At 72.6% G+C, this 26,130-nt stretch carries 23 protein-coding genes and 2 pseudogenes; 8 read left to right on the forward strand and 17 right to left on the reverse strand.

From position 1 onward, the window contains the following. A pseudogene (locus ACZ5D2_RS37840) lies at window positions 1-170 on the forward strand (ABC transporter permease); the annotation flags it as partial. 96 nt (window positions 171-266) lie between these two features. Here the strand turns inward: ACZ5D2_RS37840 and ACZ5D2_RS37845 are convergent. Together ACZ5D2_RS37845 and ACZ5D2_RS37850 are read right to left on the reverse strand one after the other, a co-directional pair. Further along, window positions 267-449 carry a DUF397 domain-containing protein gene (locus tag ACZ5D2_RS37845; protein WP_468935889.1) on the reverse strand — a complete coding sequence of 61 codons (183 nt, stop codon included), beginning with the start codon at window positions 447-449 and terminating at the stop codon, window positions 267-269. 12 nt (window positions 450-461) lie between these two features. Continuing rightward, window positions 462-1,307, reverse strand: coding sequence for a helix-turn-helix domain-containing protein (locus tag ACZ5D2_RS37850; protein ID WP_468935892.1), 846 nt, complete (start codon window positions 1,305-1,307; stop codon window positions 462-464). A 195-nt stretch (window positions 1,308-1,502) separates the two neighbouring features. Between ACZ5D2_RS37850 and ACZ5D2_RS37855 the strand changes: the two genes are divergently transcribed. Continuing rightward, window positions 1,503-1,919: an ATP-binding protein gene (locus ACZ5D2_RS37855; RefSeq protein ID WP_468935895.1), complete on the forward strand. Its 417-nt coding sequence runs from the start codon at window positions 1,503-1,505 to the stop codon at window positions 1,917-1,919. Window positions 1,920-1,977: 58 nt separating this feature from the next. On the opposite strand, the gene ACZ5D2_RS37860 is transcribed toward ACZ5D2_RS37855, so the two are convergent. The 9 genes and pseudogenes from ACZ5D2_RS37860 to ACZ5D2_RS37900 all read right to left on the reverse strand — a co-directional run bounded on the left by ACZ5D2_RS37860 (window position 1,978) and on the right by ACZ5D2_RS37900 (window position 11,322). Further along, window positions 1,978-2,988 (reverse strand): CU044_5270 family protein, encoded by a 1,011-nt coding sequence (locus ACZ5D2_RS37860; protein WP_468935897.1) that lies wholly within the window; start codon window positions 2,986-2,988, stop codon window positions 1,978-1,980. Then, on the reverse strand, window positions 2,985-3,551 hold the full coding sequence (locus ACZ5D2_RS37865) for an RNA polymerase sigma factor (RefSeq protein WP_468935900.1): 567 nt from the start codon (window positions 3,549-3,551) through the stop codon (window positions 2,985-2,987). The genes ACZ5D2_RS37860 and ACZ5D2_RS37865 overlap by 4 nt, the downstream gene beginning before the upstream one ends. 45 nt (window positions 3,552-3,596) lie before the next feature. Continuing rightward, window positions 3,597-4,655, reverse strand: a complete 1,059-nt coding sequence (locus ACZ5D2_RS37870) for a hypothetical protein (RefSeq protein WP_468935903.1) — start codon at window positions 4,653-4,655, stop codon at window positions 3,597-3,599. Window positions 4,656-4,702: 47 nt separating this feature from the next. Next, a complete protein-coding gene (locus ACZ5D2_RS37875) occupies window positions 4,703-5,521 on the reverse strand; it encodes a hypothetical protein (RefSeq protein ID WP_468935905.1) in 819 nt (272 codons plus the stop codon). 169 nt (window positions 5,522-5,690) lie between these two features. Continuing rightward, window positions 5,691-6,119 (reverse strand): hypothetical protein, encoded by a 429-nt coding sequence (locus ACZ5D2_RS37880; protein WP_468935908.1) that lies wholly within the window; start codon window positions 6,117-6,119, stop codon window positions 5,691-5,693. A 412-nt stretch (window positions 6,120-6,531) separates the two neighbouring features. After that, window positions 6,532-7,795: pseudogene (locus tag ACZ5D2_RS37885) on the reverse strand (RHS repeat-associated core domain-containing protein); the annotation flags it as partial. A 257-nt stretch (window positions 7,796-8,052) separates the two neighbouring features. Continuing rightward, window positions 8,053-9,696 carry a transporter gene (locus ACZ5D2_RS37890; protein ID WP_468935911.1) on the reverse strand — a complete coding sequence of 548 codons (1,644 nt, stop codon included), beginning with the start codon at window positions 9,694-9,696 and terminating at the stop codon, window positions 8,053-8,055. Further along, a complete protein-coding gene (locus tag ACZ5D2_RS37895) occupies window positions 9,693-10,523 on the reverse strand; it encodes an ABC transporter ATP-binding protein (RefSeq protein ID WP_266840863.1) in 831 nt (276 codons plus the stop codon). The genes ACZ5D2_RS37890 and ACZ5D2_RS37895 overlap by 4 nt, the downstream gene beginning before the upstream one ends. Window positions 10,524-10,635: 112 nt before the next feature. Beyond that, complete coding sequence (locus ACZ5D2_RS37900; protein ID WP_371677317.1) at window positions 10,636-11,322, reverse strand: bifunctional DNA primase/polymerase; 687 nt, start codon at window positions 11,320-11,322, stop codon at window positions 10,636-10,638. 215 nt (window positions 11,323-11,537) lie between these two features. Here ACZ5D2_RS37900 and ACZ5D2_RS37905 point away from each other — a divergent pair, with 215 nt between their 5' ends. Next, complete coding sequence (locus ACZ5D2_RS37905; protein ID WP_468935916.1) at window positions 11,538-12,920, forward strand: transcriptional regulator; 1,383 nt, start codon at window positions 11,538-11,540, stop codon at window positions 12,918-12,920. A 77-nt stretch (window positions 12,921-12,997) separates the two neighbouring features. Then, a complete protein-coding gene (locus ACZ5D2_RS37910; RefSeq protein WP_468935919.1) occupies window positions 12,998-14,617 on the forward strand; it encodes a hypothetical protein in 1,620 nt (539 codons plus the stop codon). 13 nt (window positions 14,618-14,630) lie between these two features. Here ACZ5D2_RS37910 and ACZ5D2_RS37915 read toward each other — a convergent pair whose 3' ends face one another. Then, window positions 14,631-16,067 carry an ABC transporter substrate-binding protein gene (locus tag ACZ5D2_RS37915; RefSeq protein ID WP_468935922.1) on the reverse strand — a complete coding sequence of 479 codons (1,437 nt, stop codon included), beginning with the start codon at window positions 16,065-16,067 and terminating at the stop codon, window positions 14,631-14,633. A 197-nt stretch (window positions 16,068-16,264) separates the two neighbouring features. Between ACZ5D2_RS37915 and ACZ5D2_RS37920 the strand changes: the two genes are divergently transcribed. Both ACZ5D2_RS37920 and purU read left to right on the forward strand, forming a co-directional pair. After that, on the forward strand, window positions 16,265-16,711 hold the full coding sequence (locus ACZ5D2_RS37920; RefSeq protein ID WP_371681196.1) for an SCO4402 family protein: 447 nt from the start codon (window positions 16,265-16,267) through the stop codon (window positions 16,709-16,711). Window positions 16,712-16,725: 14 nt separating this feature from the next. After that, window positions 16,726-17,604, forward strand: a complete 879-nt coding sequence (gene purU, locus ACZ5D2_RS37925; RefSeq protein ID WP_468935925.1) for a formyltetrahydrofolate deformylase — start codon at window positions 16,726-16,728, stop codon at window positions 17,602-17,604. 121 nt (window positions 17,605-17,725) lie between these two features. On the opposite strand, the gene ACZ5D2_RS37930 is transcribed toward purU, so the two are convergent. Beyond that, window positions 17,726-18,247: an EF-hand domain-containing protein gene (locus ACZ5D2_RS37930; RefSeq protein WP_371677312.1), complete on the reverse strand. Its 522-nt coding sequence runs from the start codon at window positions 18,245-18,247 to the stop codon at window positions 17,726-17,728. Between the two features lie 267 nt (window positions 18,248-18,514). Here ACZ5D2_RS37930 and ACZ5D2_RS37935 point away from each other — a divergent pair, with 267 nt between their 5' ends. Together ACZ5D2_RS37935 and ACZ5D2_RS37940 are read left to right on the forward strand one after the other, a co-directional pair. After that, window positions 18,515-19,075: a sigma factor gene (locus ACZ5D2_RS37935; RefSeq protein WP_371677311.1), complete on the forward strand. Its 561-nt coding sequence runs from the start codon at window positions 18,515-18,517 to the stop codon at window positions 19,073-19,075. Beyond that, window positions 19,075-20,337, forward strand: coding sequence for a maleylpyruvate isomerase N-terminal domain-containing protein (locus ACZ5D2_RS37940; RefSeq protein ID WP_468935930.1), 1,263 nt, complete (start codon window positions 19,075-19,077; stop codon window positions 20,335-20,337). Before ACZ5D2_RS37935 ends, ACZ5D2_RS37940 begins: the two co-directional genes overlap by 1 nt. 56 nt (window positions 20,338-20,393) lie before the next feature. On the opposite strand, the gene ACZ5D2_RS37945 is transcribed toward ACZ5D2_RS37940, so the two are convergent. The 4 genes from ACZ5D2_RS37945 to ACZ5D2_RS37960 form a co-directional block, all read right to left on the reverse strand. Beyond that, on the reverse strand, window positions 20,394-21,845 hold the full coding sequence (locus ACZ5D2_RS37945; protein WP_468935933.1) for a CHAP domain-containing protein: 1,452 nt from the start codon (window positions 21,843-21,845) through the stop codon (window positions 20,394-20,396). Between the two features lie 675 nt (window positions 21,846-22,520). Then, window positions 22,521-23,777, reverse strand: coding sequence for a transglycosylase family protein (locus ACZ5D2_RS37950; protein ID WP_371677308.1), 1,257 nt, complete (start codon window positions 23,775-23,777; stop codon window positions 22,521-22,523). Window positions 23,778-23,957: 180 nt separating this feature from the next. After that, the gene (locus ACZ5D2_RS37955; protein ID WP_468935937.1) at window positions 23,958-25,586 is read right to left on the reverse strand and encodes a CHAP domain-containing protein; all 1,629 of its coding nucleotides are present in this window, start codon (window positions 25,584-25,586) and stop codon (window positions 23,958-23,960) included. Between the two features lie 185 nt (window positions 25,587-25,771). Beyond that, window positions 25,772-26,035 (reverse strand): hypothetical protein, encoded by a 264-nt coding sequence (locus tag ACZ5D2_RS37960; protein WP_371677306.1) that lies wholly within the window; start codon window positions 26,033-26,035, stop codon window positions 25,772-25,774. Between the last annotated feature and the right edge of the window lie 95 nt (window positions 26,036-26,130).

Genomic DNA, 26,130 nt, shown 5'->3' on the forward strand with positions numbered 1-26,130 from the left:
AGCCCATCGCCCGGTACCAGCCCTTCACCCCCGCCATCGAAACCCTCCGCGGCCTCCTCCTCGGCACCGGGATCGGCAACAACGGCTGGCTCGCCGTCGCCTGGTGCGTCGGCCTCACGGTCCTCGGCTACCTCTGGTCGACCGCCAGGTTCAACACCGACCCGAAGTAACCGCCGTGACAGCGCGGGCCACGCCCCGCACCCCGTCCCGCCCCAGGGGCGGCGTACCCCGCCACCGACGCGGGAGACGCCGCCCCGTCGGCGTTTTCAGGCCCCGTTGCTCCGGACGGCTCCGAGGAAGACGGTCCAGGCGGCGGGGGAGAGGGCGAGGGTGGTGCGGGGGGCGGGGCTGTCGGCTATGAGCACCCGGTCTTCGTGGGGCCTGGCCACGTAGACGCAGGAGTCGCCCTCGGCGCAGAAGGACGAACGCTGCCAGTCTTCCGGTGACATTGATGACCCCTTTCAGAGGTTCCGGGCGATGGCGTGGATCATCTGACGCGTCCGCGCAGGGCTGAGGGCGATCGTCTCCAGACGCTCGAAGAGGGTCCGGTACTTGTCGAGTTGGGGCTCGGCGTCCAGGAAACTCAACCCGTGTGACTGATCGAGGTGGACGGTGTCGAGCTGCGGGACCGGTCCGTGGGCGTAGTAGATGGACTGCCCGGACCCCGGGATGGCACCGGCCGAGAACGGGATGCTCCGGACGCTGATGTGTTCGTGCTCGCCCATCTCCAGCAGGTGCTTCAGCTGGGCACCGGCGACCGCCGCCCCGCCGACGGCGATGCGCAGCGCCGCCTCGTGGACGATGGCCTGATACGGGGTCGCGGTGTCCGCGTAGAGGATGCGCTGGCGTTTCACCCGGAACGAGACGCGGTGTTCGATCTCCGGTGGAGGTAGCGCCGGAACGGCCTGACGGAAGACCTCGCGCGCGTGCTCGGGCGTCTGGAGGAGTCCGGGGATGTGCACGGTGATCGCTCCCCGCAGGGTGTGCGCGTGGTGCTCCAGCTCCGCGAGGTCCAGCCACGCCGCCGGCAGCAGTTCGCGGTAGCCCTCCCACCAGCCGACGCCCCTGCGCTCGCCGGTCATGGCCGCCAGGGCGTCGACGTAGGGCTGGTCGGTGCACTCGTAGAGCGCGGCCAGGGCCCGTACGCGCTCGGGGCTGGCGCCGATCCGCCCGGCCTCCAGGTTGCTGATCTGGCTCTGGCGCATGCCCAGATGCCCCGCGGCCTCGGTCGCGTTGAGCCCGGCGCGCTCGCGCAGCTTGCGCAGCTCCGCGCCGAAGCGGAGCTGGCGCGCCGTGACGGCGCTCAAAGGCTGCTCCCCGGGCTGCGGTCACTCACACGAGTGGTCATGTAATGAATAACGCGGAGCCGATGAAATGCATTACATCTGCCCGCTACTTTGGGTCTCAGGCCACCGCCTGGAAGAACCCCGCTCGACGGAGCGACCTGGTCACCGGGCACCGCATGCACAGGGTCCAACTCTCCTCCTCGATCGGAGACTTCCATGGGCGCTACCGTAACTCCGTCCTGGGCCTACACCCTCCACCTCCCGCACGATCCCCGCGCCGCGGGCATCGCCCGGACCACCCTGCGGGCCGTGCTCCACCGCCACGGCATGACCGCTCTCGCGGACACCGCCGAACTGCTCACGAGCGAACTGGTGTCGAACGCCTACCGCCACACCCGCGGCCCCTGCGCGCTCCGGCTGCGGGCGATGGCCGCCGGGCGGCTGCGGGTCGGGGTCTGGGACACCGGTCCGGACATCCCGTCCCCCTTCGGCCCGGAACCGGACCGGGACGCGGAGGGCGGCCGCGGCCTGGTCCTCGTACGGCTCTGCGCGGACCGCTACGGCTCGTACCGCCTGAGCGGGGCGCACGCGGGGAAGCTGCTCTGGGTGGAGTGCGCTCCACCAGCGCTCTGATCCCGGGTGTGGACCGCACGCGGCGAGCGCCTCGGCCCATCGAGTCGGTGCCGACCGGTCATCCGCCGGGCACCGGTGTCCGCCCGGCCGCGTCCGTGACGCCCCGGCCGATGATGGCTACGGACGTCACCGGTGTGCCGGCCTTTCCCCAGGCGCTGTCCTTGAGCATCACGGTGCGTTCGCCGAGCAGGCGCAGGCTCTGCCTGTCGAAGATCCACTCGGTGCGCTCGCCGTTGTGGACGCGGGCGACGGCGACTCCCGGGCGCCCCGTGGCATCCGTCGCCTCGGGTACCAGCACGACGCCGGGGATGCGGGCTGCCGCGCGGTAGAGCGCGGCACTCACGCCGGGCGGTGCTTCGACCGTCCGCAGGAGGTCACCGATGGCGACGAACGCTTCCTGATCGGGGCCGGTGGTCGATCCCGAGTCGGAGCCGTGGTCGAGGCGGGCGTCTGCGTAGATCCTCTCCAGCAGCCGGCCGGGATCGGTCGGAAGGGACTCCAGGAAGCGGTAGGTGGGGCCGTTGAGGGTGGCCGTGTCCCTTCCCGGCGCGGGGTCGCTCTTCTCGCCCCGTGCGGTGCGCGTGAGCGTGCCGACCGATCCGTCGACGGAGACCCAGCGTTCGGCCGATTCATCTGTTCGGGATGCTCTCATCGCGCCCCCCTCGCTCTCGGAGAGGGCTGTGGAGTGTCCCTTCGTCCTGGTGTACAGGAACTGACCGTCCCGGATGGTCGGCGCTGGCACCGCCTGGGCTGCCACGGCCACGCGGTCCAAGAGCCGGACGGCCGCCGGTTCCGGCCGGGCGCTGGCGTGGTGCTCGCCGGAGCCGCTCACGCCGAGGGCGACGGCCAGGGCCGCCGCACAGGTGGCGGCCCCGGCCGCGAGGAACAGCGGCAGTCGGCGACGCGAGCGGGCCCGTGCGGGGAGCGTGCCGCTCGTCGTTTCGCGCATGAGGTGTTCTTTGATCCGCTGACGCCCGTGGAACGGCAGGTCCGCGTCGGAAAGCCCGGTCAGACGCCCGAGGGTCTCCGTGCGGTCGGTCGGGACGGGGCGTGCGTCGTCGGCGGTCACAGGTTTCCTTCCCGAGCGGTTCGAGACGCGGGGGCGCGTCGGGAGGCCCGCGGCTCAGCGAGGTGGGCGGCTGCGAGTTTGCGCAGGCGTGCGCGGGCACGGGAGAGGCGGGAGCGCACGGTGCCCACCGATACCCCGCAGGCCTGCGCCACCTCGTCATGGCTGAGACCGGACCACACGTGGAGAACGAGGATTTCGCGGTCCGCGCGCCGCAGCCGGTTCAGGACCGCCAGGGCGGCCGAAGCCCGATCGGCATCGGTGATGCGGGACACGACCGTGTCCGCCGGATCGGGAACGGTGCCGGGCGGAGGTAAGCGGGCCATGGCATCGCTGTGGCGACGTGCCGCCCGGCGAGTGTTCCGTATGACGTTCGTGGCGATCCCGAAGAGCCATGCCCGATGGCTGATCACACGGTCGAACGAATCGCGGAGCCGCCATGCCTCAAGGAAGGTGAGGGAGACGATGTCCTCGGCCCCGGCACGGTCCGCGGTCATGCGGATGGCGTGGGCGTACACGGCTCCGGCGTGGGCATCGTAGATTTCCGCGAACAGTTGGTGGTCCACACTGGGTAGTGTCCGCAGCCGCCCACCCGTTGCATGTGACGTCCGTCATGCCGTCGCTTCGGTCCAGCGGTTGAGGGTCTGGGTCTTGCCGTCGTGGGTGAGCCAGGTGCCGTCGCCGAGGGGGAGCAGGTAGCCGGTGGCGGGGGTGCCGGGGTAGGTGACGCGGCCGCGGACCTCCAGGGTGCGGGCGTCGAGCAGCCAGTGGCGGGACAGTTCCGGGTCCTCGTCGTGGTCGCAGTCGACGGTGGAGGCGATGACCGTGTCGGCGTCGACGAAGCCGCAGCCGTAGTCCCAGCAGGGCTGGTCCTCGTCCGCGCCGGCCGGATCCGGGGTTCCCGTGGCGAGGACGTCACCGTCCAGCGTGTGCAGGCGCAGGTCGCTCCCGTAGTGCTCGACCGTGAGGAAGCCCCGGTGGCCCGGGTGGACGTCCATCAGGATGCGGTCCATCGACTCGTTGAGGTCCCAGTCGACCAGCTGCTCGCCGTCCCACCGGGCCCAGTGGAGCAGGATGCCGTCCTGGCCCATCCCGATGGACAGGCCCATGTGCACACCGTCCGGGTGGGAGAGGTGGTGCGAGCCGGCGGCGGCGCTGTCCAGGGGCAGGCGGGCCAGCTCCCGGCCGTCCCCGGCGTCGAGGACGACCCAGTGCTCCTGCTCGCCGATCACGACATGCGCCCAGACGGAGCGGCCATCGTCCGAGACCCGGCAGGAGCCGTGTTCGAGGCCCCGGCACACCTCCTGCTCGTCCCCGGTGTGCGGGTGACCGAGCTCGGGCCCCCAGCAGTCGTGCCGGTACTCCCAGAGGGTCTCCCCTCCCGCGCCGACGGCCCGGACGGCGCGCTGGCCCGAGAACACGGCGTACGAGGCGTCCGGACTCACGGAGTGGACCCCGCGGTCCCAGCCGGGCCAGGGCAGCGGGAAGGTGGCGACCGGGGCGCGCCCGCCCGCGAAGAGCCCGTCCAGGTCGTGGACCTCCAGCTCGTGCCCGTGCGGCAGCAGGGCCCGGCGCGGGCCGCCCGCCCGGCTCTCGAAGCCGTAGCCGTTGACGAGGGCGCCCCCACCCGGCAGCACCACGGAGTCGCGCAGATGTACGGAGATCGACATGCCCCGAACGTAGCGACCCCCACTGACACCGGCCGCCCGCGCCCGTCTCAGGCCTCCACGCGCACCCAGGAGTCCCCGGCCCGCAGCCACAACACCCCGTCCCGGCCCTGACCGCAGTGCTTCACCACCGGGCCCGGCACCGTGACCCGTTCCTCGGCGACGGCCTCCAGAGCCCCGCCGACGAGGACGGCGCGGGTCAGGCTGACCGTGGGCCGGTCGTGATCACGGCAGCTCAGCACGACGCGGTCGCCGCGCACGGCGCAGCCGTCGATCCGGGCCGCCGGGCTGCGGAAGGTGGTGACTTCGCCGGTGGACGGCGTGATCCGGCTCAGGAAGGTCCCCTCGCGGCAGTACCAGGCCAGCCACACCCGGTCGCCCTCGGTGCAGCCGGTGAGACCCTCCACGGGGCCGGCGGGGAAGGGCGTACGGGGCGTCCAGACGGCGTCGCCCAGGCTGTTCCAGCCGGCCAGCGCGCCGCGGGACTCGGGGTGGTGGCCGAAGATGCCCTCGTCGCCGTAGGCGGTCCAGATCCCGCCGCGGCGACCGCCGACGACGACCTGGACGTCGTCACCGATGCAGAACGCGCCCTCGCGGCGCCCGTCGCGGTCGTACACGTACGCGTTGTCGGCCCAACGGCCCTTCCGGTCCTGGCCGGAACGGCCCGACACGAGGAGGAACCGGTCGCCGGGCAGCAGGGCGAGATGGCTGATGTGCGGAGGCACGCCCCGCACGGCCACGCGCCGCTGGAGCCGCCCGTCGGCGCCGAACACCTCCAACTCGGCGTCGAACGGCTCCGGGGCACCCCACCCGACCCACCCGGCGATGTAGTCCGACCGCTTGAGCCCCCGCCCATCCACCCGCACCACGCCGAGCTCCCCCCGAGCCCCGACGCTCCACCACAATGCCCGCGCATCCCCGGCCGGCAGACTCCACACGGCAGCCAACTCACGCACAACCACAGCCGCACACCTCGAAGTACTCCGGGCCCCAACGGCACCCGAAGATCCCCACGTTACCTACCGGCCCGGCCCCGGCCTAGGGCGTTTCCGGGGCAGCCGGAGCGGCAGGCGCGGCGGCATCCAACGCCTGCAGGATCAGTTCCAGGTCCGCACACGTGGCGAGGCAGAACTCCTGATCCGCCAAGAGTCGGGACTGCGCCTCGCTGAAATTGTCCCCGCACCGCGCCGTCTCCTCAGTGAGGCGGACGGGAAGGATCAGCCAGTTCCTCTTGACCTTGAACCGCCAGTCGAGCTGGCGGGGCGCGTCGCGCACCGCTTCCTCGAAGACGGGCCTGAACTCGTCATGAGGCTCGATGAAACGCCAGCCCAGGTGTGCCACCTGCAGGTACCCGAATTCATGACGCTCGACAGGCATCCGGTACCAGGCGAGCGGGGCAAAACGCCTGAGGATCGCCACCGCTCGTCTGGTCCGACCTGTTCGTGTGAGGTCGTTGTCTTGATTCACTTCCGCCAATTCCTCTGAGTGTGTGGGTTCCTGAGATCGTATTCGCCATCCAATCGGATGACTCGTTCCCCCGGATTCTTACTCCTGAGTGCCCGTTCGTAGTCGCCGAGTGGGATTGGGTCGGGTGAAAGCGTTGGATCGTATGCATATCGGCCGTCAGTGTAAATCTGATGGAATAGGTATTCTTCCGTCCGTGATCCGCCCAGCTCCGGAGTCCTTAGCTCTCCGGACGGCGTCACATGGTGAACAATCTTCCCCTCGCCGGACGCGTGCCTTGCGATATAGCTTGATATCTCGGTGTAGTCGATGTAATCCCCGTGGGGTGCCGCCCGCATCGCCTCGACGAGCGCCGCGCTCGGGGGGTGGTCCGGGTGGGGCTTCCTGAAGTCGAACGGTCCCTTGGGCAGCCTTCCGGGGCGAGGCCGTAAGGGTCCGACCACGTGTGGGGGTTGTCGACGTACGTCGCCGGGTTCGGGGCCGGGGACAGGCCCAGGGGGTCCGGGGTGAGGTAGCGGGCCGTTTCGGGGTCGTAGGTGCGGAAGAAGTTGTGGTGGAGGCCCGACTCGGGGTCGAAGTACTGGCCCGGGAAGCGGAGGGGGGTGTAGGCCGTCGCGTCGCGGGTCCAGGTGGTGGTGCCCCAGAGGGTGGAGCGGGCGCGCCAGGCGATCTCGCCCGACTCGGAGACCAGTTCCCGTGGGGTGCCGATCAGGTCGGTGACTATGGCGAAAAAGCGTTCGTCGGTCGTGCCGAGGACGCGTTCCGCCTGGGTGAGGGGGTGGAGGCCGTCGTGGGTCCAGGTGAGGGTGACCGGGCCGGCCGTCTCCTCGCAGAGGGTGGTGCCGTCCCAGGTGAAGAGGGTCTGCTCCGCCACCTCGCCGGTGGGGGTGAGGCGTTGCTTTGAGGTGCGGCGGCCGAGGGCGTCGTACTCGTAGCGGACCGCTCCGGCGGAGGTGATCCGGGTGCCCGTGTACGTGCGGGGGCCGTGGGCCTCGGTGCCCGGGTGGTGGGTCGGCCAGGCCGCGCTGGTCTGGTTGCCGGCGTCGTCGTACGCGTAGCGCTCCGACCAGTTCGCCGCGTCGACGGCCGTGACGCGGGCCGCCCGGTCCAGGGTGAAGGCCGTGGGCCCGGCGAGGGCATCGGCCACCGAGGTGAGGGCGCCGTCCGCGCGGTACGCGTAGCCGCGGCGCTGGAGGGTGCGGCCGTCCTCGCCGATCACGTGCTGATCGGTGAGGACGGCCGAGGGGGTCGTACTCCTGGGTGAGGGAGAGGCCGGCGCCGAGGGTGCGCGTCAGTTCCCGGCCCGCCGCGTCGCGCTCGAAGGCGATCGTGCGGCCCGAGGCCGTGAGCGAGGCGCGGCGGCCGGCCGCGTCGTACGTCCACTCGGACCGGGCGCCACCCGGTGTGGTGCGGACGGTGCGGCGGCCCAGGGCGTCGTACGCGTACGTGGTCGTGCGTCCGTCCACCGTCTCCGAGCGGAGGCGGCCGTGCGGATCGCGTTCCCGGGTGAGCCTGGTGCCGTCCGGGGGGACCGCCAGGGCCAGTTCGCCGAAGGCGTCGTAGGAGTAGGAGGTGGTGCCGTCCGCCGTCTCCTTGCGCACGAGGCGGGAGAGGGGGTCGTGCGCGTACGTGGTCCGCGCGCCGGCCGCGTTCGTACGGGAGGCCGGGCGGCCTGCCGAGCCTCGGCCTCCGGATCGGCCGCCGCCGGACGCGAGGCCGCCGCCTCGGCGCGCAGCGAGCCCCACTCCTCTTCGAACCCCACCCGAACTCCCCCCGAACCCATGTGAATCGAACGCACTTTTGTATGACGGGGTGGCAGGGGCAAATGCCGTGGTTCGGCGATGAGTGCATCCGGCCGGGCGGGGCGTCCCGTGAAACACCGCAGGGGGGTGGCGGGCCGCGTGGCCTGCCACCCCCCTGCGGGCGGGAGCGGGCGTCAGCCCTTGCTGACCGCCATGAGGATCTCCGGGAGGGTGCGGGCCACCCTCGGGGCCGACAGGCGCAGGCCCGCCCAGGTGGACAGGGTGCCCCAGGCGATGCCGGCCGGGAGGAGGATCCACCGCAGGCCGTGCATGTCGTCGGCGAAGTTGAGCCAGACCGACAGGACGATCACCGGGGAGCAGATCACCGCCGAGGCGAACATGCCGCTGAAGATGCCCATCCAGGCCAGGCCGGCCTGCCCCGGGGCGACGTTCTTGAAGGCGCCGTCCGACGGGATGGAGTACGGGTAGTGCGCGGAGGCCAGTGCGCCCGTGCAGAGCATCGCGCCCACCACGGCCAAGGAGAGGCCCAGGGCCCCCGGGAAGCCGGCCCAGTCGCCGAGCAGGGCGGCGGTGACGGCCGTGACCAGGGCCGTGTACGGGAGGGTGATCAGGGCCAGGGCGGCGGCGCGGGCGCGCAGTTCCTCGTACGCGTCACGCGGGCCGGAGATCGTCTGGGCGACCATCCAGAAGGCGGAGGTGTCCTGCCCGAACTGGTTGTACATCTGGATCCCGAGCATCCCCGCGCCGAAGCAGGCCAGGTACACGGACCCGGTGCCCTGAAGGGCGTTGAAGACCGGGATGATCAGGCCGACCGCCAGCCCGGTCACCCAGGCGGACTTCGTCTTCGGGTCGCGCACCACGTAGCGCAGGGTGCGCTGCATGGCCGCGCCCGTGCGCCCGCCCGGGAGGAAGGACCAGACGCCGCCCGCGCCGTCCCGCTCCTTGCGCGGCGTCGCGGCCGCGAGGGTCGAGCCGTCGGGGGTGACCATCAGCTTGGTCAGGCTGCGCTCCCAGAACCACAGCAGCCCCGCCAGCGCGGCCAGGGTCAGCACCAGCTGGCCGGCCGCCTCCGCGTACGCGCCCCGGCCGGCCGAGTCGACCATGCCGACGGCCGTCGCGGGCGGCAGCCACCGCACCACGGCCGCGGCCGGCTCCAGCTGGCCCAGGCCGCCCTGCTGGAAGAGCCGCTGGCTGCCGAAGTTGACCGCCTGCCCGCCGACCGCGATCAGCAGCCCGCTCAGCAGCGCGAGGTCGCGCCCCTTGCGGCTGGACAGCAGCCGTACGTTCGCGGTGGCCACGGCGCGGGCGAGCGCCACGCAGCCGAGGAGCAGCAGCGGTACGGCGACCACCGCCGCCACCGCGCCGGCCGCGCCGCGGGCCACCGCCACCACCGAGCCGACGGCCAGGCAGAGCGTGAACAGCGGGCCGATGCCGACGAGCGAGGAGGCCAGCAGGGCCCGTACCAGCGGACGCGGGCGCAGCGGCAGCATCACGAGCCGGCTCGGGTCGAGCGTCTCGTCCCCGGTGGGGAAGAACAGCGGCATGAAGGTCCAGCCGAGGGCCAGGAGCGCGCTCAGCAGCACGACGGCGGTGCCGGCGTGGGCGTGGCCGTGCAGCATGGACAGGCCCAGGGCGGCGAAGAGGCCGACGACGAGGCAGAAGACCAGGTTGCTGATCCAGACGGCCTTGCGCTTCGAGGAGCCCTTGAGGCCGTTGCGCAGCAGGGACAGCTTCAGCCGGACGAACAGCGGGGTGAGGGGGACCTCGGAGGCTCCGCTCACGGGGGCCGTCGTGGTCAGGGTGCCGGTGGCGCTCATCGTGCGCCGCCGAGCCAGTCGAGGGATTCCCCGGAGCCGCGGTTCTGCGCGCCGACGAGTTCGAGGAAGGCGCTCTGCAGGGAGGGCGCGGAGCCCCGTACGTCGGCCAGCGGGCCGGCGGCGCGGATCTGCCCGGCGGCCATCACGGCCACCCAGTCGCAGAGCGATTCGACGAGCTCCATCACGTGGGAGGAGAACACGACGGTGGCACCGGAGGCGGTGTACCGTTCGAGCACCCCGCGGATGGTCTGCGCCGACACCGGGTCGACGCCCTCGAACGGCTCGTCCAGGAAGAGGACTTCGGGGTTGTGCAGGAGCGCGGCCGCCAGGCCGATCTTCTTGCGCATGCCGGTGGAGTAGTCGACGACCAGCTTGTGCTGTGAGCCCGCGAGGTCAAGGACGTCGAGGAGCTGCGTGGCCCGCTTGTCGGTCTCCTCGCCGGGGAGCCCGCGCATCCGGCCCATGTAGCCCAGCAGCTCGCGGCCGGAGAGGCGCTCGAACATCCGCAGGCCCTCGGGCAGCACGCCGATGCGCTTCTTCACCTCGACCGTGTCGGCCCACACGTCGTGCCCGGCGACGATCACCCGGCCCATGTCCGGGCGCAGCAGCCCGGTGATCATCGACAGCGTGGTGGTCTTGCCGGCGCCGTTGGGGCCGACGAGTCCGATGAAGCGGCCCGCGGGCAGCTCCAGATCGATCCCCCCGACCGCCACCTGCTCGCCGAAGCGCTTCCACAGTCCCTCCACGCGTACCGCCGCGGTGGACGGCGCGGGTCGCGCGCCGTCCGTCCCGTTCGTGCCGCCTGCCGCATAGCCCTGGTCCGGCATGCGCCTGCCTCTCGTTCTCATCCCCGTTGGTCCTACTTTCCTCACCTTAGGAGGAGGGGGGAGAGGGCGGCAGTTACGTATGTCATGAACCGACGGACACGAATGTCAGGTGTCAGGCCTGGCGGCGCCCCCGGGCGGCCGCGGCCTCGCTGCCGCACGCGTACGCGAGGGCGTCGATCAGCTCCTCGGTGTCCGGCAGCCACCGGTTCGCCGGAGTGGGCTTACGGGCCCACTGCACCGGCCCCTTCCCGCCGAAGCGGGTGGGCGGCGCGGCCACGTACTCGCCCTCGCCCCGCGCGGCGAGGTCGATGGCGTGCGGGAGCCAGCCCAGCTTGCGCACCAGGTCCGCCACCTTCGCCCCGGCTCCGGGCAGGACGAAGAACAGCATCCGGTGACCGGGGGTGAGGGTGACCGGCCCGAGGGTGCGCTGCATCCGCTCCAGCCGCGCCAGTGCCAGGAAACCGGCGGAGTCGGGGACGTCCAGCACGTCGAAGGTACGGCCCGTCGGCAGCAGGATCGAGGCGCTCGGGTGCTTCGCCCAGATCCGGCGCACGCCGACCGCGCTGCCCGAGGCCAGCCCCGCCCAGTCCTTCACCGCCGGGTGCGCGCCGGGTGCCGGGCAGTCCGCCGCTCCGCAGGAGCACAGTTCACGGCCGTCGCCGGGCTCCAGCCACGTACCCGCGAAGACGTCCCAGTGCCGCTCTTCCGCGTACCGCACGGCATGGTCCACCAGCTGCTCCCCCCGCTGCTTGGGGATGGGTGCGGTCTCCGTGACTCCGATGGTCTCTTCCACGCCCATCACAACTCCCGCCGTCACCGGGGGTTACGGGCGTAAACCAGCCGGTGGGCGGTGCATCGATCCTGCACGTGGGGCGCACCGGTGCATGTACGGGGGCGCGTAGGAGGCCGGGGCGCGGCCGTTGGGTAACGACACGACGCAGAGACGAAGATTCTCCGCACATCAGGCGGGAAGTGATCATTCCAACGCTCTCCCGTGGCTTCAGGGGGTTTTCAATGGCAGCCAGGCCTCTCGTCGCCCGTCAGCCGAACGAACGGCTGCAGGCGCTCATCCAGGAAGCCGGGTGCTCCAACGCCGGGCTAGCCCGGCGCGTCAACATGTGCGGGGCCGAGCACGGCCTCGATCTCCGCTACGACAAGACCTCCGTGGCCCGCTGGCTGCGCGGCCAGCAGCCGCGCGGCCGGGCGCCCGGCATCATCGCCGAAGCCCTCGGCCGCAAACTCGGCCGGACCGTCACCATCGACGAGATCGGCATGGCCAACGGCAAGAACCTAGCCTCCGGGGTGGGCCTGCAGTTCTCCCCGACCGTCGTCGGCGCCATCGAGCAGGTCTGCGAGCTGTGGCGCAGCGACGTCGGGCGCCGCGACTTCCTCGCCGGTTCGAGCGTGGCCGCCTCCGCGCTCGTCGAGCCCAGCCGCGACTGGCTGATCACCGGAGCCGACCCGCAGGTGGCCCGCAACGGCGGGGCCCGGGTGGGGTTGTCCGACGTGGAGGCCGTCCGCGCGACGACGCAGGCGCTGACCGAGCTCGACCACCGCTTCGGCAGCGGGCACGTACGCCCCGTGGTGGTGCACTACCTCAACTCCGTGGTCTCCGGGCTGATCGGCGGCGCCTACCGGGAGCCGGTGGGGCGGGCCCTGTTCGCGGCCGTCGCCCGGCTCACCGAACTCGCGGGGTACATGGCGGTGGACACGGGCCAGCCCGGCCTGGCCCAGCGCTACTACATCCAGGCCCTGCGCCTGGCCCAGGCCGCGGGCGACCGCGCGTACGGGGGCTACGTGCTGGCCGCGTCCATGAGCCACCTCGCCGCCGAGCTGGGCAACCCGCGCGAGATCGCGCAGCTGGCGCGGGCCGCGCAGGAGGGCACGCGGGGGCAGGTCACCCCGAGGGTGGAGGCCATGTTCTACGCCGCCGAGGCGCGAGGGCACGCGCTGCTGGGCGACGCCCGCGCCACGGCGGTGCTGTCGGGGCGGGCGATCACGGCGCTGGAGCGGGCCGAGCCGGAGTCGGGGGACGACCCGGTGTGGATCCGGCACTTCGACCAGGCCTACCTGGCGGACGAGCTCGCCCACTGCCACCGGGACCTCGGCCAGGCCGAGGCGGCGGGCCGGCGCGCGGAGGAGGCCCTGCGCGGGCTGCCCGCGGGCAAGGCGCGCCGGCGGGCGATCGGGCTGCTGCTGCTGGCGGCGGCGCAGGTACAGCAGAGAGAGGTGGAGCAGGCCTGCCAGACGGCGACGACGGCCGCCGAACTGCTGGGCACGCTCAGGTCGAGGCGGGGTGCGGAGTACCTGGAGGACTTCCGCACGCGGCTGGAGCCGTACCGGGAGGAAGCGGCCGTCCGGGAGTTCGGGTCGCGGCTGGAGGTTCAGGTGGCCTGACGTGCCCGTGCCGGGACCGGGTAGCGTGGTCCGACGTTCCGTTGGTTCGGGAAGTCGGAGAAGGCAGAGGAGTCCCGGTGACGACGCAGAGCGGACAAGGGGGCGTCCCCCGGCCCGGGGCGGCGGATCCGGCACGGCCCGACGCGGCAGGCCCCGACGCGGACCCGGGGTACCCGGCGCAGCCGGGTCCGGGCGCGGGGGAGCCGTGGGGCGCGCCCGCGCCGTACGGGCAGCAGCCGCAGCAGCAGCCTGCGGCGTACGGGCAGGAGCAGTACGGAGGGCAGCCGCAGCAGGGGCAGGGGCAGCAGGGGGAGCCGCGGTACGGGCAGCCCCAGGGGCAGCCCGCGTACGGCTACCCGCCGCAGGGGCAGCCCGGCTACGGGTACCCGTCCGCGGGGCACGTCGTGGGTCCGGGCTTCGAGGGCCCGGGGCAGCCGCACGGCTACGGCTACCCGCCGCTGCCCGACGCGGCCACCCAGTACATCCCGCCGGTCCCGGCAGGCGGCGCGCACGCGGGAGAGGCGGCGACCCAGTACATCGCGCCCGTCCCGGCGGCCGGCGCGCACCCCGGTGAGGCGGCGACCCAGTACATACCGCCCGTCCCCGCGACGGGCGCGCACCCCGGTGAGGCGGCGACCCAGTACATCGCGCCGGTCCCGGCCGCCGGTCCGCACCCGGGCGAGGCGGCGACCCAGTACATACCGCCCGTCCCCGCGACGGGCGGGCATCCCGGTGAGGCGGCGACCCAGTTCATACCGCCGGTCCCGGCCGACGGCGCGCACCCGGGTGAGGCGGCGACCCAGTTCATACCGCCCGTCCCCGCGGCACCGGGGCCCCCGCCCGTCGAGGGCTTCGACGCGCTGTTCCGGGCCGACGAGGGCATCGCCGCGGCGCCCACCCAGCAGATGTCCCCCGTCCAGAGTCCGGCCCCCCGGCGTACGCCGCCGCCCGCGCCGCCCCAGCAGTACGCGCCACGCCGGCAGCAGCAGCCCCAGCCGCCCCACCACCACCAGCAGCAGCAGTACGCGCCCCCGCCCCCGCCGCCCTCCGCCCCGGCCCCGCGCCGGGTGCCGCCCGCCGTCATCGCGGCAGGGGTCGTCGGACTGGCCGTGGTGGGACTCGGGGTGGGTGCGCTGCTCAGCGACGGCAAGGCCTCGAACAGCGACCCCGGCGCCGTGGCCCCCGCGAGCACCGGCTCGGGCGCCTCGGGCGCACCGGTGGGGGAGGCCCCCGTGGACCCGGCCCGCCCACAGGCCGTCCAGCTGGACAAGCTCCTCGCGGACAGCAACGACAGCCGGGCCTCGGTGATCAAGGCCGTGGACGACATCAAGGACTGCAAGAACCTCGGTCAGGCGGCCCAGGACCTGCGCGACGCGGCCCGCCAGCGCGAGGAACTGGTCACCCGGCTCCAGGAGCTCAAGACGGACCTGCTCCCGAACCACGCGAAGCTCTCGGCCGCCCTCACCAAGGCCTGGAAGGCCTCCGCGGACGCCGACAACAGCTATGCGGACTGGGCGGACGACGCCGGCCACGACAAGGGCGGCTGCAAGGACGGCAAGGCCAAGGCCACCGACAACGCCTCCGACGGCAACAAGTCGAGCGGCGAGGCCACGAAGTCCAAGGTGGCGGCGGCGGCCCTGTGGAACCCGATCGCCGTCAAGTACGGCCTCACCCGCCGCGACACGTCCGAGCTGTGACCGGACCGGGCGCTCAGGCCGAGCGGGGAGCCTGTTCCAGGGTCGAGGTCATGTCCTGGGCGGGCTCGCCGGGCTGGTCGACGATGCGGCCCGCCCGGACGATCTGGAAGCTGACCCGGCCGTTGACCAGGCGGGGGAAGCCGGCCACGGCCCGCATGTCCTGGTAGCGCCAGCTGAGGTCGGGGGTGAGGCCGGCCGTCTTGACGCCCTGGGACTCGTTGAGCGCGTGGGCCAGCTTGCGGGCCGTGACGTCCTCGTCCTTCTTGAAGCGCTGCACGACCTCGTTCAGCACGGTGTACGCGATCCAGGTGGTCTGCGCCCCGCTGTCGTCGGGGTCGACGGTGTCGTCGCCGAACGCCTGCTCGGTGATCACCTTCCGCATCGGGGCCCACAGAGGGTCGGTCGAGACCGGGTACCAGCTGGTGACGAACGAGCCCTCGAAGGGGCTCTCCTTGCCGCCGGTGCGGTCGACGAGGGCCTGGCTGACACTGCCGAGGACGGAGGCGATCTGCGGGTCGCGGTGCTGGGTGTCCAGGCGGCGGAAGGCGTCGAAGAAGGTCTCGGTGCGCTCGCCGAGGACGGCCGTGACGCAGGGCTTGCCCTCCTTGGGGGCGGAATCCTTGGCGCCGGCCCCGGCCCCGGCCCCGGCCCCGGCCCCGGCCCCGGCCCCGGCCCCGGCCCCTGCCCCGGCCCCCGCTCCCGCGTCCTTGGCCGTGCCGTCCTTGGAGCCCCCCTTCGGCGCCTCCTTGGTGTCCTTGGCCGGTCCGCCCGCCGATCCGTCGGCCAGCGCCTCGCGCGCCTGCGGGGTCAGGTCCGCGGAGTCCTCGGCGGCCCGGATGTCGGAGGCGTCCGGCATCTTGTTGGCCCGCAGCCCCGCGTTCAGCAGGACCGGCATGGAGTCCCCGGCGAGGGTGTCCGGGCGCACGAGCGACACCTGGGCGCAGGCCTTGCCGAGCTGGTGCCCGGCGCCGGCCAGCAGCGCGGGCTGGCCGCCGTTGACCGGGTAGGACAGGGGGCTCTGGAACTCCTCGGAGGAGACCCCGTAGCCGCCGATGAAGGGGATGCCCTCGGCCTCCAGCGGGGCCATGAAGGCGCGTCCGTGCTGGCTGTACGAGCCGACGACGGCGATGGCCTTCTCGGCGATGGCCTGGCGGGCGCAGTCGGCGGCGCCGGTCGGGGTGTTCTTCTCGTTGCAGGTCAGGACGCGCAGCTTGTGGCCGTGGATGCCGCCGTTGGCGTTCACCCAGCGCTCGTAGGCCTTGGCCATCCCGGGCATTCCCGGCATGTTGGTCGCCTTGGTGCCCATCGGGGCGAAGGTCATGACCGTGAGGGTGCCCCCGGAGCCCCCCGAGCCCCCGGGGAGCACCCCGCACGCGGTGGTGAGACACGCGCCCACCGCCGAGGCAAGGAGCAGGCGGGATAGGGCAGTTGCGCGTCGGCGATTGGTCATGTCCACCGACCATTCCGCTCGCCGGGGAACTGGATGGTGAGGTGTACACAACATCGGGTGACGCCCAGGTGAATTGCCGGGGGGGCAACCGTCCGCAGGCGCTTCAAGATCGCACCACGGGGGAACGTACGATCGAAAGCGTGACATTCGCCCAAGGTTCGAAGAACTCTTCCCGCCGCGGCGGCCGCTCCTCCACCATGGGCGGCATGCCCCTCAACGACATGCCGTGGTGGCGCTGGCGCGCGAACGTGCGCTCGGCGCTGCACATGCTCTCCGACCCGGTGTTCCAGGAGGAGGTCTGGCTGACCGGCGCGGAAGGCTACGGGGACGTCACCGACGCCGTGTACCGGCTCGTCGAGGACACCTGGCTCGACAGCTGGTCCGCCGACAAGTACGTCGGCACGATCTTCCGGGACGCGCAGGAGGCCGCCCTCGTGGACCTCGCCGTCCTGCGGGTGTTGCGGATCCTGCACCAGGCCGGGCCCGACGCGCCCGTGTCCACGTACCTGGAACACCACGCCTGGCCCGAGGCGGTACGGGCCGCGCGCGAGGCGCACGTACGGATGGCGGCGGCGGACGGGGAGGATCCGGACGAGCCGCCCACCTCGGTCGACGTACTGAGGATGCTCACCCGCGCGGTGTGAAAGGCTATGCCGTCATGAGCGACCCGCACCCCGAGGCCACTGCCCAGCCCCAGTACGTCCTGACCGTGTCCTGCCCCGACAAGCAGGGCATCGTGCACGCCGTGTCGAGTTACCTCTTCATGACCGGCTGCAACATCGTGGACAGCCAGCAGTTCGGAGACCGGGAGACCGGGCTCTTCTTCATGCGGGTGCACTTCGAGGCCGAGTCTGCGGTCACCGTCGAGAAGCTGCGCGCGAGCTTCGCCGCGATCGGCGACTCCTTCCGCATGGACTGGCAGATCCACCGCTCCGACGAGCGCATGCGGATCGTCCTCATGGTGTCGAAGTTCGGCCACTGCCTGAACGACCTGCTGTTCCGCTCGCGGATCGGCGCGCTGCCCGTGGACATCGCGGCCGTGGTCTCGAACCACACCGACTTCGCCGAGCTGGTCGGCTCGTACGACGTGCCCTTCGTGCACATCCCGGTCACCAAGGACACCAAGGCGGACGCCGAGGCGCAGCTGCTGGAACTGGTCCGCGCGCAGGACGTCCAGCTCGTCGTCCTCGCCCGCTACATGCAGGTGCTGTCCGACACCCTGTGCAAGGAGCTGAGCGGGCGGATCATCAACATCCACCACTCCTTCCTGCCGAGCTTCAAGGGCGCCAAGCCCTACCACCAGGCGCACGCCCGTGGCGTGAAGCTCATCGGCGCCACCGCGCACTACGTGACCGCCGACCTCGACGAGGGCCCGATCATCGAGCAGGAGGTCGAGCGCGTCGGCCACGAGGTCACCCCCGACCAGCTGGTCGCCATCGGCCGCGACGTGGAGTGCCAGGCGCTCGCCCGTGCGGTGAAGTGGCACAGCGAGCACCGCGTCCTGCTGAACGGCAGCCGCACCGTCGTCTTCGCCTGAGCCCCGGCCCGGCGGCGCCGGGCCGCGCGGTCCCGGCCGGCCGCGCGCCCCGGACCGGCCCGCCGTCGCTCCGGCGCACCCGCGGGGGCCGGGCGTCGTCCGCCCGGCCCGCCGCGCGGTGTCACGCGTCGGGTGCCTCCACCCCGCAGTAGCCCGCGAAGGCCGCCAGGATCTCGTCCTCGGAGATCCGGCCGTCGCCGTCCGCGTCCAGTGCCCGCGCCAGCGGGCCGGCCAGGTCCGGCGCGGTGCCGAGCACCCGCAGGACCCGGGCCGCGGCCGCCGGCGTCGCGGCGCCCGTGCCCTCCTCGTCCGCCACGGCGATCACCGCGGCCAGGAACGGGCGCGCGATCTCCGCGAACCGGTCGGGGCTGTCCCGCAGCCGCTTCGCCGCCCCGGTGACGAACTCCTCCCGGGAGACCCGCTGGTCCCCGTCCACGTCGGCGATCCCGGCCATTCCCTGCCAGAACGCCTCCGCGCCGTTGAAGACGGCCTGTCCCTTGTCCGACCGCGCGGTGGTGCCGAATTCGGCCAGTACGGCCCTGGCCGCCGTACTGAAGTCCTCCCGATCGATGTAGCCGGATCCGTCCTGGTCGAAAGTGGCGAATCGGGCGGCGATCTTGCGCTCGTATTCTGCGCTGTCCATATGCGGAGTTCCGCCTTCACGTGTGCGAGGGAGTGCAGTTCAAGACAGGCAGGAGCGTAAGGCCTCGGTGGCCTGAGCGTTAAGCGAAGCGGTCAAGGAGGTGGCCGCATCGAACCCGCGCACGGGGAGCGCGGCAGGGCGCGTACACCAGTGCCCACAGCGCCCCTAGCACGTGGGCCGCGGTCCACGGACGGGGTTCCCCCAAAACAGGCGCGTTCCATCGGTTGCGCACTACATTTGACGGGTCGGCACACGGCGGGAGGAAGCATGGCGAAGGACGTTCCACCGCGCTGGGACCGTCGCATGCAGCAGCGCCTCGCCCGCGGTGAGGCCGCCGCGCTCGGCGAGCTCTACGACCGCTTCGCCTCCCTCGTGCACGGCCTGGCGCACCGGGTGCTCGGCGACGAGAAGGCCGCGGACCGGATCACCCGCGAGGTCTTCGGCTACATCTGGGAGAACCCCGACGCCTACGACCCCAAGCAGGGCTCCATGCGCTCCTGGGTCGCCCGGATCACCCAGGGCCAGGCCGTCGCCCGGCTGCGCCAGGTCGAGTTCGGCCGCGGCTCCCACGAGGAGCTGGAGCAGAAGGTGCGCAGCGCCAACGCCGCCGCCCGCGCCGACTACATCGTCACCTCCATGCCCGCGCCGCTGCGGGCCGCCCTGGAACTCGCCTACTTCAAGCGGCGCGACTACCGGCAGGCCGCCGCCGACCTGCAGATCAGCGAGGACGAGGCGCGCCGCCGGCTGCGGCTCGGCCTCCAGCTGCTGTCGACCGCCAACGTCCTCCCCCGGGAGGACCCTGCCCCTCGCGGATACGGAACCACCTGATGACCGGCCCCTCCGAAGACACCCCCGACGACGCCCACGAGTACGCCGCGGGCCGCGCGGCGCGGATACCGGGACCGCGCCCCGCCGGAGACGACCTCGAACCGCCGGCCCCCGCTCCCGAGGCCACGCCGGCGCCGACCACGACGTCCGTGCCCGCGCCGCCGCCCCCGCACGGCGTACTGAAGTCCCTGCTCGGGGCGTGGGCGCTCGCCGCCTGCTCCGCCGAGGAGACCCAGGCCGTGGAGGACCACCTCACCGAGTGCGCGCCCTGCGCGGAGGAGGCGCTGCGGCTGCGGGACGCCGTGGGGCTGCTGCACCCCGAGGACACCCTCGACCTCAAGCCGCTGCTGCGCTCGCGCGTGCTGGAGGACTGCCTGGGCAAGCGCCCCGCCCGCATCCCGGTACCGGTGTGGGCGGGCCCGTACGACACCGAGACGGCACGCCTCGACGCGCTGCTGAGGGACTTCGGCGAGGCGGAGTGGGACACCCCGGTCCGGCTGAAGTGGTTCGAGGAGGAGCGCCGCCGCACCCGCCGGACCACCGTGTCCGGGGTGATCGGCCACCTGCTGACGGTGGACGGCCTCGTCGCCGCCGCCCTCGGCCTCGACGATCCGCTGGGGCCGCACGCACCCCCGGGCGGACCCGAGGGGCGCACGGAGCACTTCTGGAGCTCCGGCGCCCATCCGGGCACCGGAGCGGTCCGCGATCCCTGGCGGGAGCAGGGCCACACCCTGGTCCGTACGGTCTCCTTCGCGGGCCGGGGCGCCGCCGAACTCGCCGTCGACTACGGGGCCTTCGCGCTGCCGCTGGCCGACGCGTTCCTGGAGCGGGCCTTCGAGTGCTGGGTGCACGCCTCGGACATCGCCGAGGCCGTGGACTACCCGTACGGGCTGCCGTCGGGGCCGCACCTGCACCGCATGATCGACCTCGCGGCGCGGCTGCTCCCCGGCGCCCTGGCGGGCCGGCGCCGCTCGGGACTGGCGGCGCCGCCGCGCGGCCTCGTCGCGGCGGGCGCTCCGGGGCGGACCCTGCACCTGGAGATCGAGGGGGCGGGCGGCGGCTCCTGGGACATCGCCCTGGACTCCCCGGCGGCGAAGCCGTCGCGGGAGCACACGGTGGCGGAGGTCGCGCTGGACGGCGTCGAGTTCTGCCAGCTCGCCGCCGGGCACATCTCCCCGGAGGACGCCGCCGTCGGGCAGACCGGCGACCGCGAGGCGATCCGCGACGTCCTGTTCGCGGCGGCTTCGCTGAGCCGGCTGTAGCGGCACGCGCGTACGCGGCTCCGGGGACCGGAGCCGCGTACGGGGTGGTGCGGTGATCAGTTGCGGGTGGCGAGCATCTGGGCGCTGCCGTCGGTGAGGCCGGCGATGGCGACCTTCTGGGCGCCCATTCCGGTGGCCCACCAGCCCTGCCAGCCGCCGTTGGCGTAGCGGGCGGCGTGGTAGGTCTTGCCGTCGTTGCCGACGGCGAGCATCTGGGTGTCGCCGTTGGGCATGCCGGTGATGGCGAGGCTGCTGGCGGCGAAGCCGGGGGCGCCGCCGTAGCCGTCGACCTTGTTCCAGCCCTGCCAGGTGCCGTTGGCGTTGCGGATGTTGTGGTAGACGAGGCCGTCGTTGCCGGTGGCGAGGACCTGGGTGTCGCCGTTGGGGAGGGCGGCGATGGCGATGGTGCCGGCCTGGAAGGTGGCGTCGCCGATGCCGTCGACGGCGTTCCAGCCGGTCCAGGTGCCGTCGGTGGAGCGGATGGCGTGGTAGAGGTTGCCGTCGTTGCCGATGATGAGGGTCTGGGTGCTGCCGTCGGGGAGTCCGGCGACGGCGATCTTCTTGGCCTGCCAGTTGCCGACGGGGGACCAGCCCTGCCAGGTGCCGTTCTGGAAGCGGGCGTTCTGGTAGATCTTGCCGTCGTTTCCGATGGCCATGACCTGGGCGTCGCCGTTCGACATGCCGGCGATGGCCTGGTCCCTGGCGGCGAAGCCGGCGCCGCCGCCGTAGCCGTCGACCTTGCCCCAGCCCTGCCAGGTACGGTCCGCGTAGCGGATGGTGTGGTAGAGGTTGCCGTCGTTTCCGGTGGCCAGGGTCTGGGTGGAGCCGTCGGGGGTCGCCGCGATCGATTCCTGCGAGGCGTTGAAGAAGGACGCGCCGTTGGCGCCGTTCAGCGGGGCGAAGCCCTCCCAGCTGCCGTCGACCAGACGCGTGGCGTGGAAGATGTCACCGGCCTTGCTGACCGGGGCGGTGGGGGTCTCGGCCAGACCGGACGGGCCGACGAAGGCCAGGGCCCGGCCGGCGCCCACCGGGCTGGAGTTGGTCTTCCAGTTGAACCAGCTGCGGAAGCGCACGCCGCCGCTCTCGTTGCCGCCGACGGTCTGGATGTTGTCCCCGTCCACCGCGACGACGATGTTGACGTGGTCGGCGTCGCCGTCGTTCAGGCTGCCGTCCTTGTCGTAGAGGACCGCGTCGCCGACCTGCGGGCTGCCGTGGAGCGTCCCCTTGTTCTTGCCGTACTGGTAGATGCTGACGGCCGCCGCGCTGATGCCGGAGGTGTTCGCGCCGGCCTTGTTCCACACCCAGCGGGTGAACTCGGCGCACCAGGCGCCGGGGTACTGGCAGTTGTAGTCGCCGCACGTGCCGCCGACCTGGCCACGGGCGATGGAGGCGACGGTCTGGGACTCGGCCTGCGCCGAGACGGCGGGCAGGGCGACGGCCAGCATCGGCGCGGCGACGAAGGTGGTGAGGGCGACGGTGAGCATGCGGGAGGAGCGACGCGCGGTCATGGTGGTGTCTCCGTGAGGACAGGGCGGCCCGAGGCGTCAGGGCCGGGGAAGAAGGACGAAGGGTGCTGCGGGTGTTGCCAAGTGGTGTGGGCCGGTTCGCGTTCTCGTCCGGAGCCCGGGTGGGGGGCGGACGGCGCGGTGGCCTGGTCGCCGGTGGTGACGGCTGCCCTGCAGGAACAGCGGTCGGACGGCCGGCGGCCGGAGCGCACGGCCCGGGGCCGTGGCGGTGGTTCAGTGGTGGATCAGTGGGCCCGGGGTGTAGCCGATGACGTCGCCGGCGGCGGGGTTGCTGGTGTGTGTGCGAGCGGTTTTCGACACGGCTGTGCCCCGGGGCTTCCGACGTGTGGGTGGATGGATTTCCCGGAGGCGGGTGGCCGGCCTTCGTGGGCCTCGGCTTCGGGATTTCGTTTCCCGCCGCCGTTCCGGTGATCACTATCCTGCTGGGCCCGGAAACCCCGGGAAAGGCCTTTCGACCGGCACCAAAGGGCCTGGCACTTTGGTGTCAGCAGGGCCGGCGGAAGACCCGGCCGGGGGTCTGTCTGGAGCTCGAACAGCGTGTTCATGAGCGGTACTTGAGGGGTCCGGATTCAGGGGCTCGTCCGGGCTCCGGAACGCCGAAGGCCCGGTCACCGCTTCCCGTGGGGCGCGGCGACCGGACCTTCGAGGCCGGGTGGGTCAGGCGGTCGGCAGGGCGCTGACGAGGGCGGCCGGGACGCTGACCACGTCGTCGAAGCTGGCCTTGCCGGCGCCGAACTCGTCGGCGGTCATGGCGCGCTTCTTGCCGCCGGTGACCTGCCAGACGGTGTTGTTGCCCTGGGCGAGGAGCATCGTGCCGTCGGCGGGAGCGGTCTTGGCCGCGGCGTCGGTCAGCCAGGTGCCGGGGACGCCCTCCAGCGGGCGCTTGTCGTAGCCGAGGCCGGTGAAGTCGGCGTAGGTGAGGGAGACGGCCTTGCCGCCGGCCATCACGTAGACCGTGGAGTCCTTGCCCGAGGCGTCCTTGACGATGGTGCCGTTGGGGACCTGGCGGGCCGCGGAGCCGGCGAGCCAGCTGGTCGGGACGCCGAGCAGGGAGCGCTGGTCGTAGCCGTTGGCGGTCCACTCGGCGGCGGAGATGTGCAGGGCCGTGCCGTTGACCATCACGTAGCGGGCCGGGTCGTTGCCGGTCTGGTCCATGACGACGCGGCCGTTCGACAGGGTGCGCTGGACGGCGCCCTGCAGCCAGGAGGTCGGAACCCCCATGTCGGGGCGGACGTTGTAGCCGTCGGCCGTCCAGTCGGAGGCGGAGATCGGCAGGGCGGCGCCGTCGATGACCACGTACCGGTTGGCTCCGCCGGCCTGGTCGTGGACCACGGTGCCGGCCGGCGGGGCGCTCGGCAGGCCGTTGAACGCGGCGTCGTCGATCAGCACGATCTTGCTGAGGTCGTACTTGTCGGGGGTGACGTCGGAGCCGGCGACCGGGACGCCCGCTCCGTCGATCATCACCTTCACGGCCGCGCCCTTCGGGGACTTCACGAGCGTGCCGACCGGCAGCGAGGCCGGGTTCGGGTAGGAGGGGGCCGACGGGTACGGGTCGGCGTGGTCGGCGCCGAGGCCGGCGGCGGGGCCGCACGACGGCCAGGCGCCCTGGCCCTGGCCCGCGAGGATCTTCTCGCCCGTCAGGATCTGCTGCTGCTTGTTCGCGAGGTCCGGGCGGGAGGCGTACTGGGTGCCGCCGAAGGCCCGCCAGGTCGACATCGATATCTGGAGTCCGCCGTAGTAGCCGTTGCCGGTGTTGATCGACCAGTTCCCGCTGGCCTCGCACTGGGCGACCTTGTCCCAGGTGGAGACGGAGGCGGCGGAGGCGGTGCTGCCCGCGGCGAGCGGGGCGGCGATGGCGAGGAGGGCGGTGGCGGTGACGGCGAGTACGGACTTCTTGCGGGCGGCGGAGCTCATGACGGTGTCCTCGGGGTGTCTGGAAGCGGCGGGGCGGCGGGGCGGCGGGGCGGCGGGCGGCGAAGGCGGCTGCCGGGCGGAGCGGGCCCGAGCCGCCCGGCCGGTGGGGACCGGGCGGCTCGTGTGGGCGGTGCTCGGGCAGCGCCGGCCGAGTGGGTCGGGCGGTGCCGACCCGGTGGGTCAGGCGGTCGGCAGGGCGCTGATGAGGGCGGCCGGGACGCTGACCACGTCGTCGAAGCTGGCCTTGCCGGCGCCGAACTCGTCGGCGGTCATGGCGCGCTTCTTGCCGCCGGTGACCTGCCAGACGGTGTTGTTGCCCTGGGCGAGGAGCATCGTGCCGTCGGCGGGTACGGCCTTCGCGGCGGCGGCGGTCAGCCACTCGGCGGGCAGGCCCTCCAGCGGGCGCTTGTCGTAGCCGAGGCCGGTGAAGTCGGCGTAGGTGAGGGAGACGGCCTTGCCGCCGGCCATCACGTAGACCGTGGAGTCCTTGCCCGAGGCGTCCTTGACGATGGTGCCGTTGGCGAGCTGCTTGCCGACGGCGGCGGTCAGCCACTCGCCGGGGACGCCCATCAGGGAGCGCTTGTCATAGCCGTTGGCGGTCCACTCGGCCGCCGAGATGTGCAGGGCCGTGCCGTTGACGAGGACGTAGCGGTTGTTGTCCGCACCCGACTGGTTCATGATCACGGTGCCGTTGCCCGGAGCCTTGGCGGCGGCGCCCTTGAGCCACTCGCCGGGGACGCCCATCAGCATCTGCTCGTTGTAGCCGTCGGCGGTCCACTCGGCGGCGGAGATGTGCAGGGCCGCGCCGTCCACCATCACGTAGCGGGCCGGGTCCTTGCCGCTCTGGTCCATCACGACGATGCCGGTCGCCACCTTGCGCTGGGCGGCGCCCTGCAGCCAGGCGGTCGGCACGCCCATGTCGGGACGGATGTTGTAGCCGCCGGCGGTCCAGTCCGCCGCGCCTATCTGGAGGGCCGCGCCGTCGATGATCACGTAGCGGGCGTTGCCGCCGGCCTGGTCGTGGACGACCGTGCCGGTGGGCGGGGCGCTCGCCAGCGAACGGAAGGCCTGGTCGTCGATCAGCACGATCTTGCTGAGGTCGTACTTGTCGGGGGTGACGTCGGAGCCGGCGACCGGGACGCCCGCTCCGTCGATCATCACCTTGACGTCGGGGCCGTTGGGCGACTTCACGAGCGTTCCGGCGGGCAGCGAGGACGGGTTCGGGAACTGGGGGTTGGTGGTGCCGGCCGGCGAGATGTAGCCGCTGATGCGCTGGCCCCACGGGGAGGAGCCCACGCTCCAGTCGGTGGTGCTGTGGGTGCTGACGATGCCGGGGAAGCCGCCCTGGTTACCGCCGGTGATGGTGACGGAGTTGCCGGAGATCCCGGTGACGATGGCCACGTGGTCGTCCGAGTAGCTGCCGCCGTGGTTGTAGACGACGGCGTCACCGACGTGCGGCTGGTTGGACAGGGTGCCGTACTTGACGCCGTAGTCGTAGAAGCTGTCGGCCATGTCGGACAGCGTGGAGAGGCCGGTGACCCCGTTGCGGGCCCAGACCCAGCCGGCGAAGTCGGCGCACCAGGCGTGGGTTCTCTGACCGCCGCTGCAGCTGCTGTTCTGCTCGGAGCCACCCACGTAACCGCCGTGGGCACAGGCGCCGTTGCCCTGCTCGGCGCGGGCCGTCGCGGAGATGCCGTCGCTCAGCGGCGAGGCGCTGGCCGGGGAGACGAAGACCATCGTGGCGGCGGTCGCGGCGAGGGCGGAGGCGGAGGCGACGCGGATGGCGGTGGCCTTGAGGTTCCGGGACATGGCTGAGCTCCTGTGGGCGTGAAGGGAAGGCGTGGGGGCCGCGCGGGGTTTCCGCGGGCAGGCCTGATGCAGGCCGAAGAAGTGGGGCGCACCGGTGCCGGTGGACAGCTGCCCTGCAGGAACAGCGGTCGGTCGCGGCCGTCGGGTGGTGCGTCGGTGTGGCGGTGTGGCGGTGTGGCGGTGGTTCAGTGGTGGATCAGTGGGTCCGGGGTGTAGCCGCGGGCGGCGCCGGTGGCGAGGGCGAGGGTGAGGAGGTCGTGGGCCTTCGCGGTGGCGGCGGCGGTGTTCTCGGCGCGGACGAACAGTGCGACGTGCAGGCCGTGGGGTGCGGGGCGGACCCGGGCGTGTTCGAGTGCGTGGTGGGGGGCGGCGTGGGCCCAGAGGGCGTCCTGGAGGAGGCTCGCTCCGCTCTCGGTTCCCGGTGCCCCGGTGTCGCTGTGGAGGGGCATGCGGACGAGGAGCACGGGGTCAGTCCCAGCCGATGACGTCGCCGGCGGCGGGGTTGCTGGTGTGTGTGCGAGCGGTTTTCGACATGGCTGTGCCC

Source organism: Streptomyces sp. NPDC031479 (assembly GCF_055581065.1).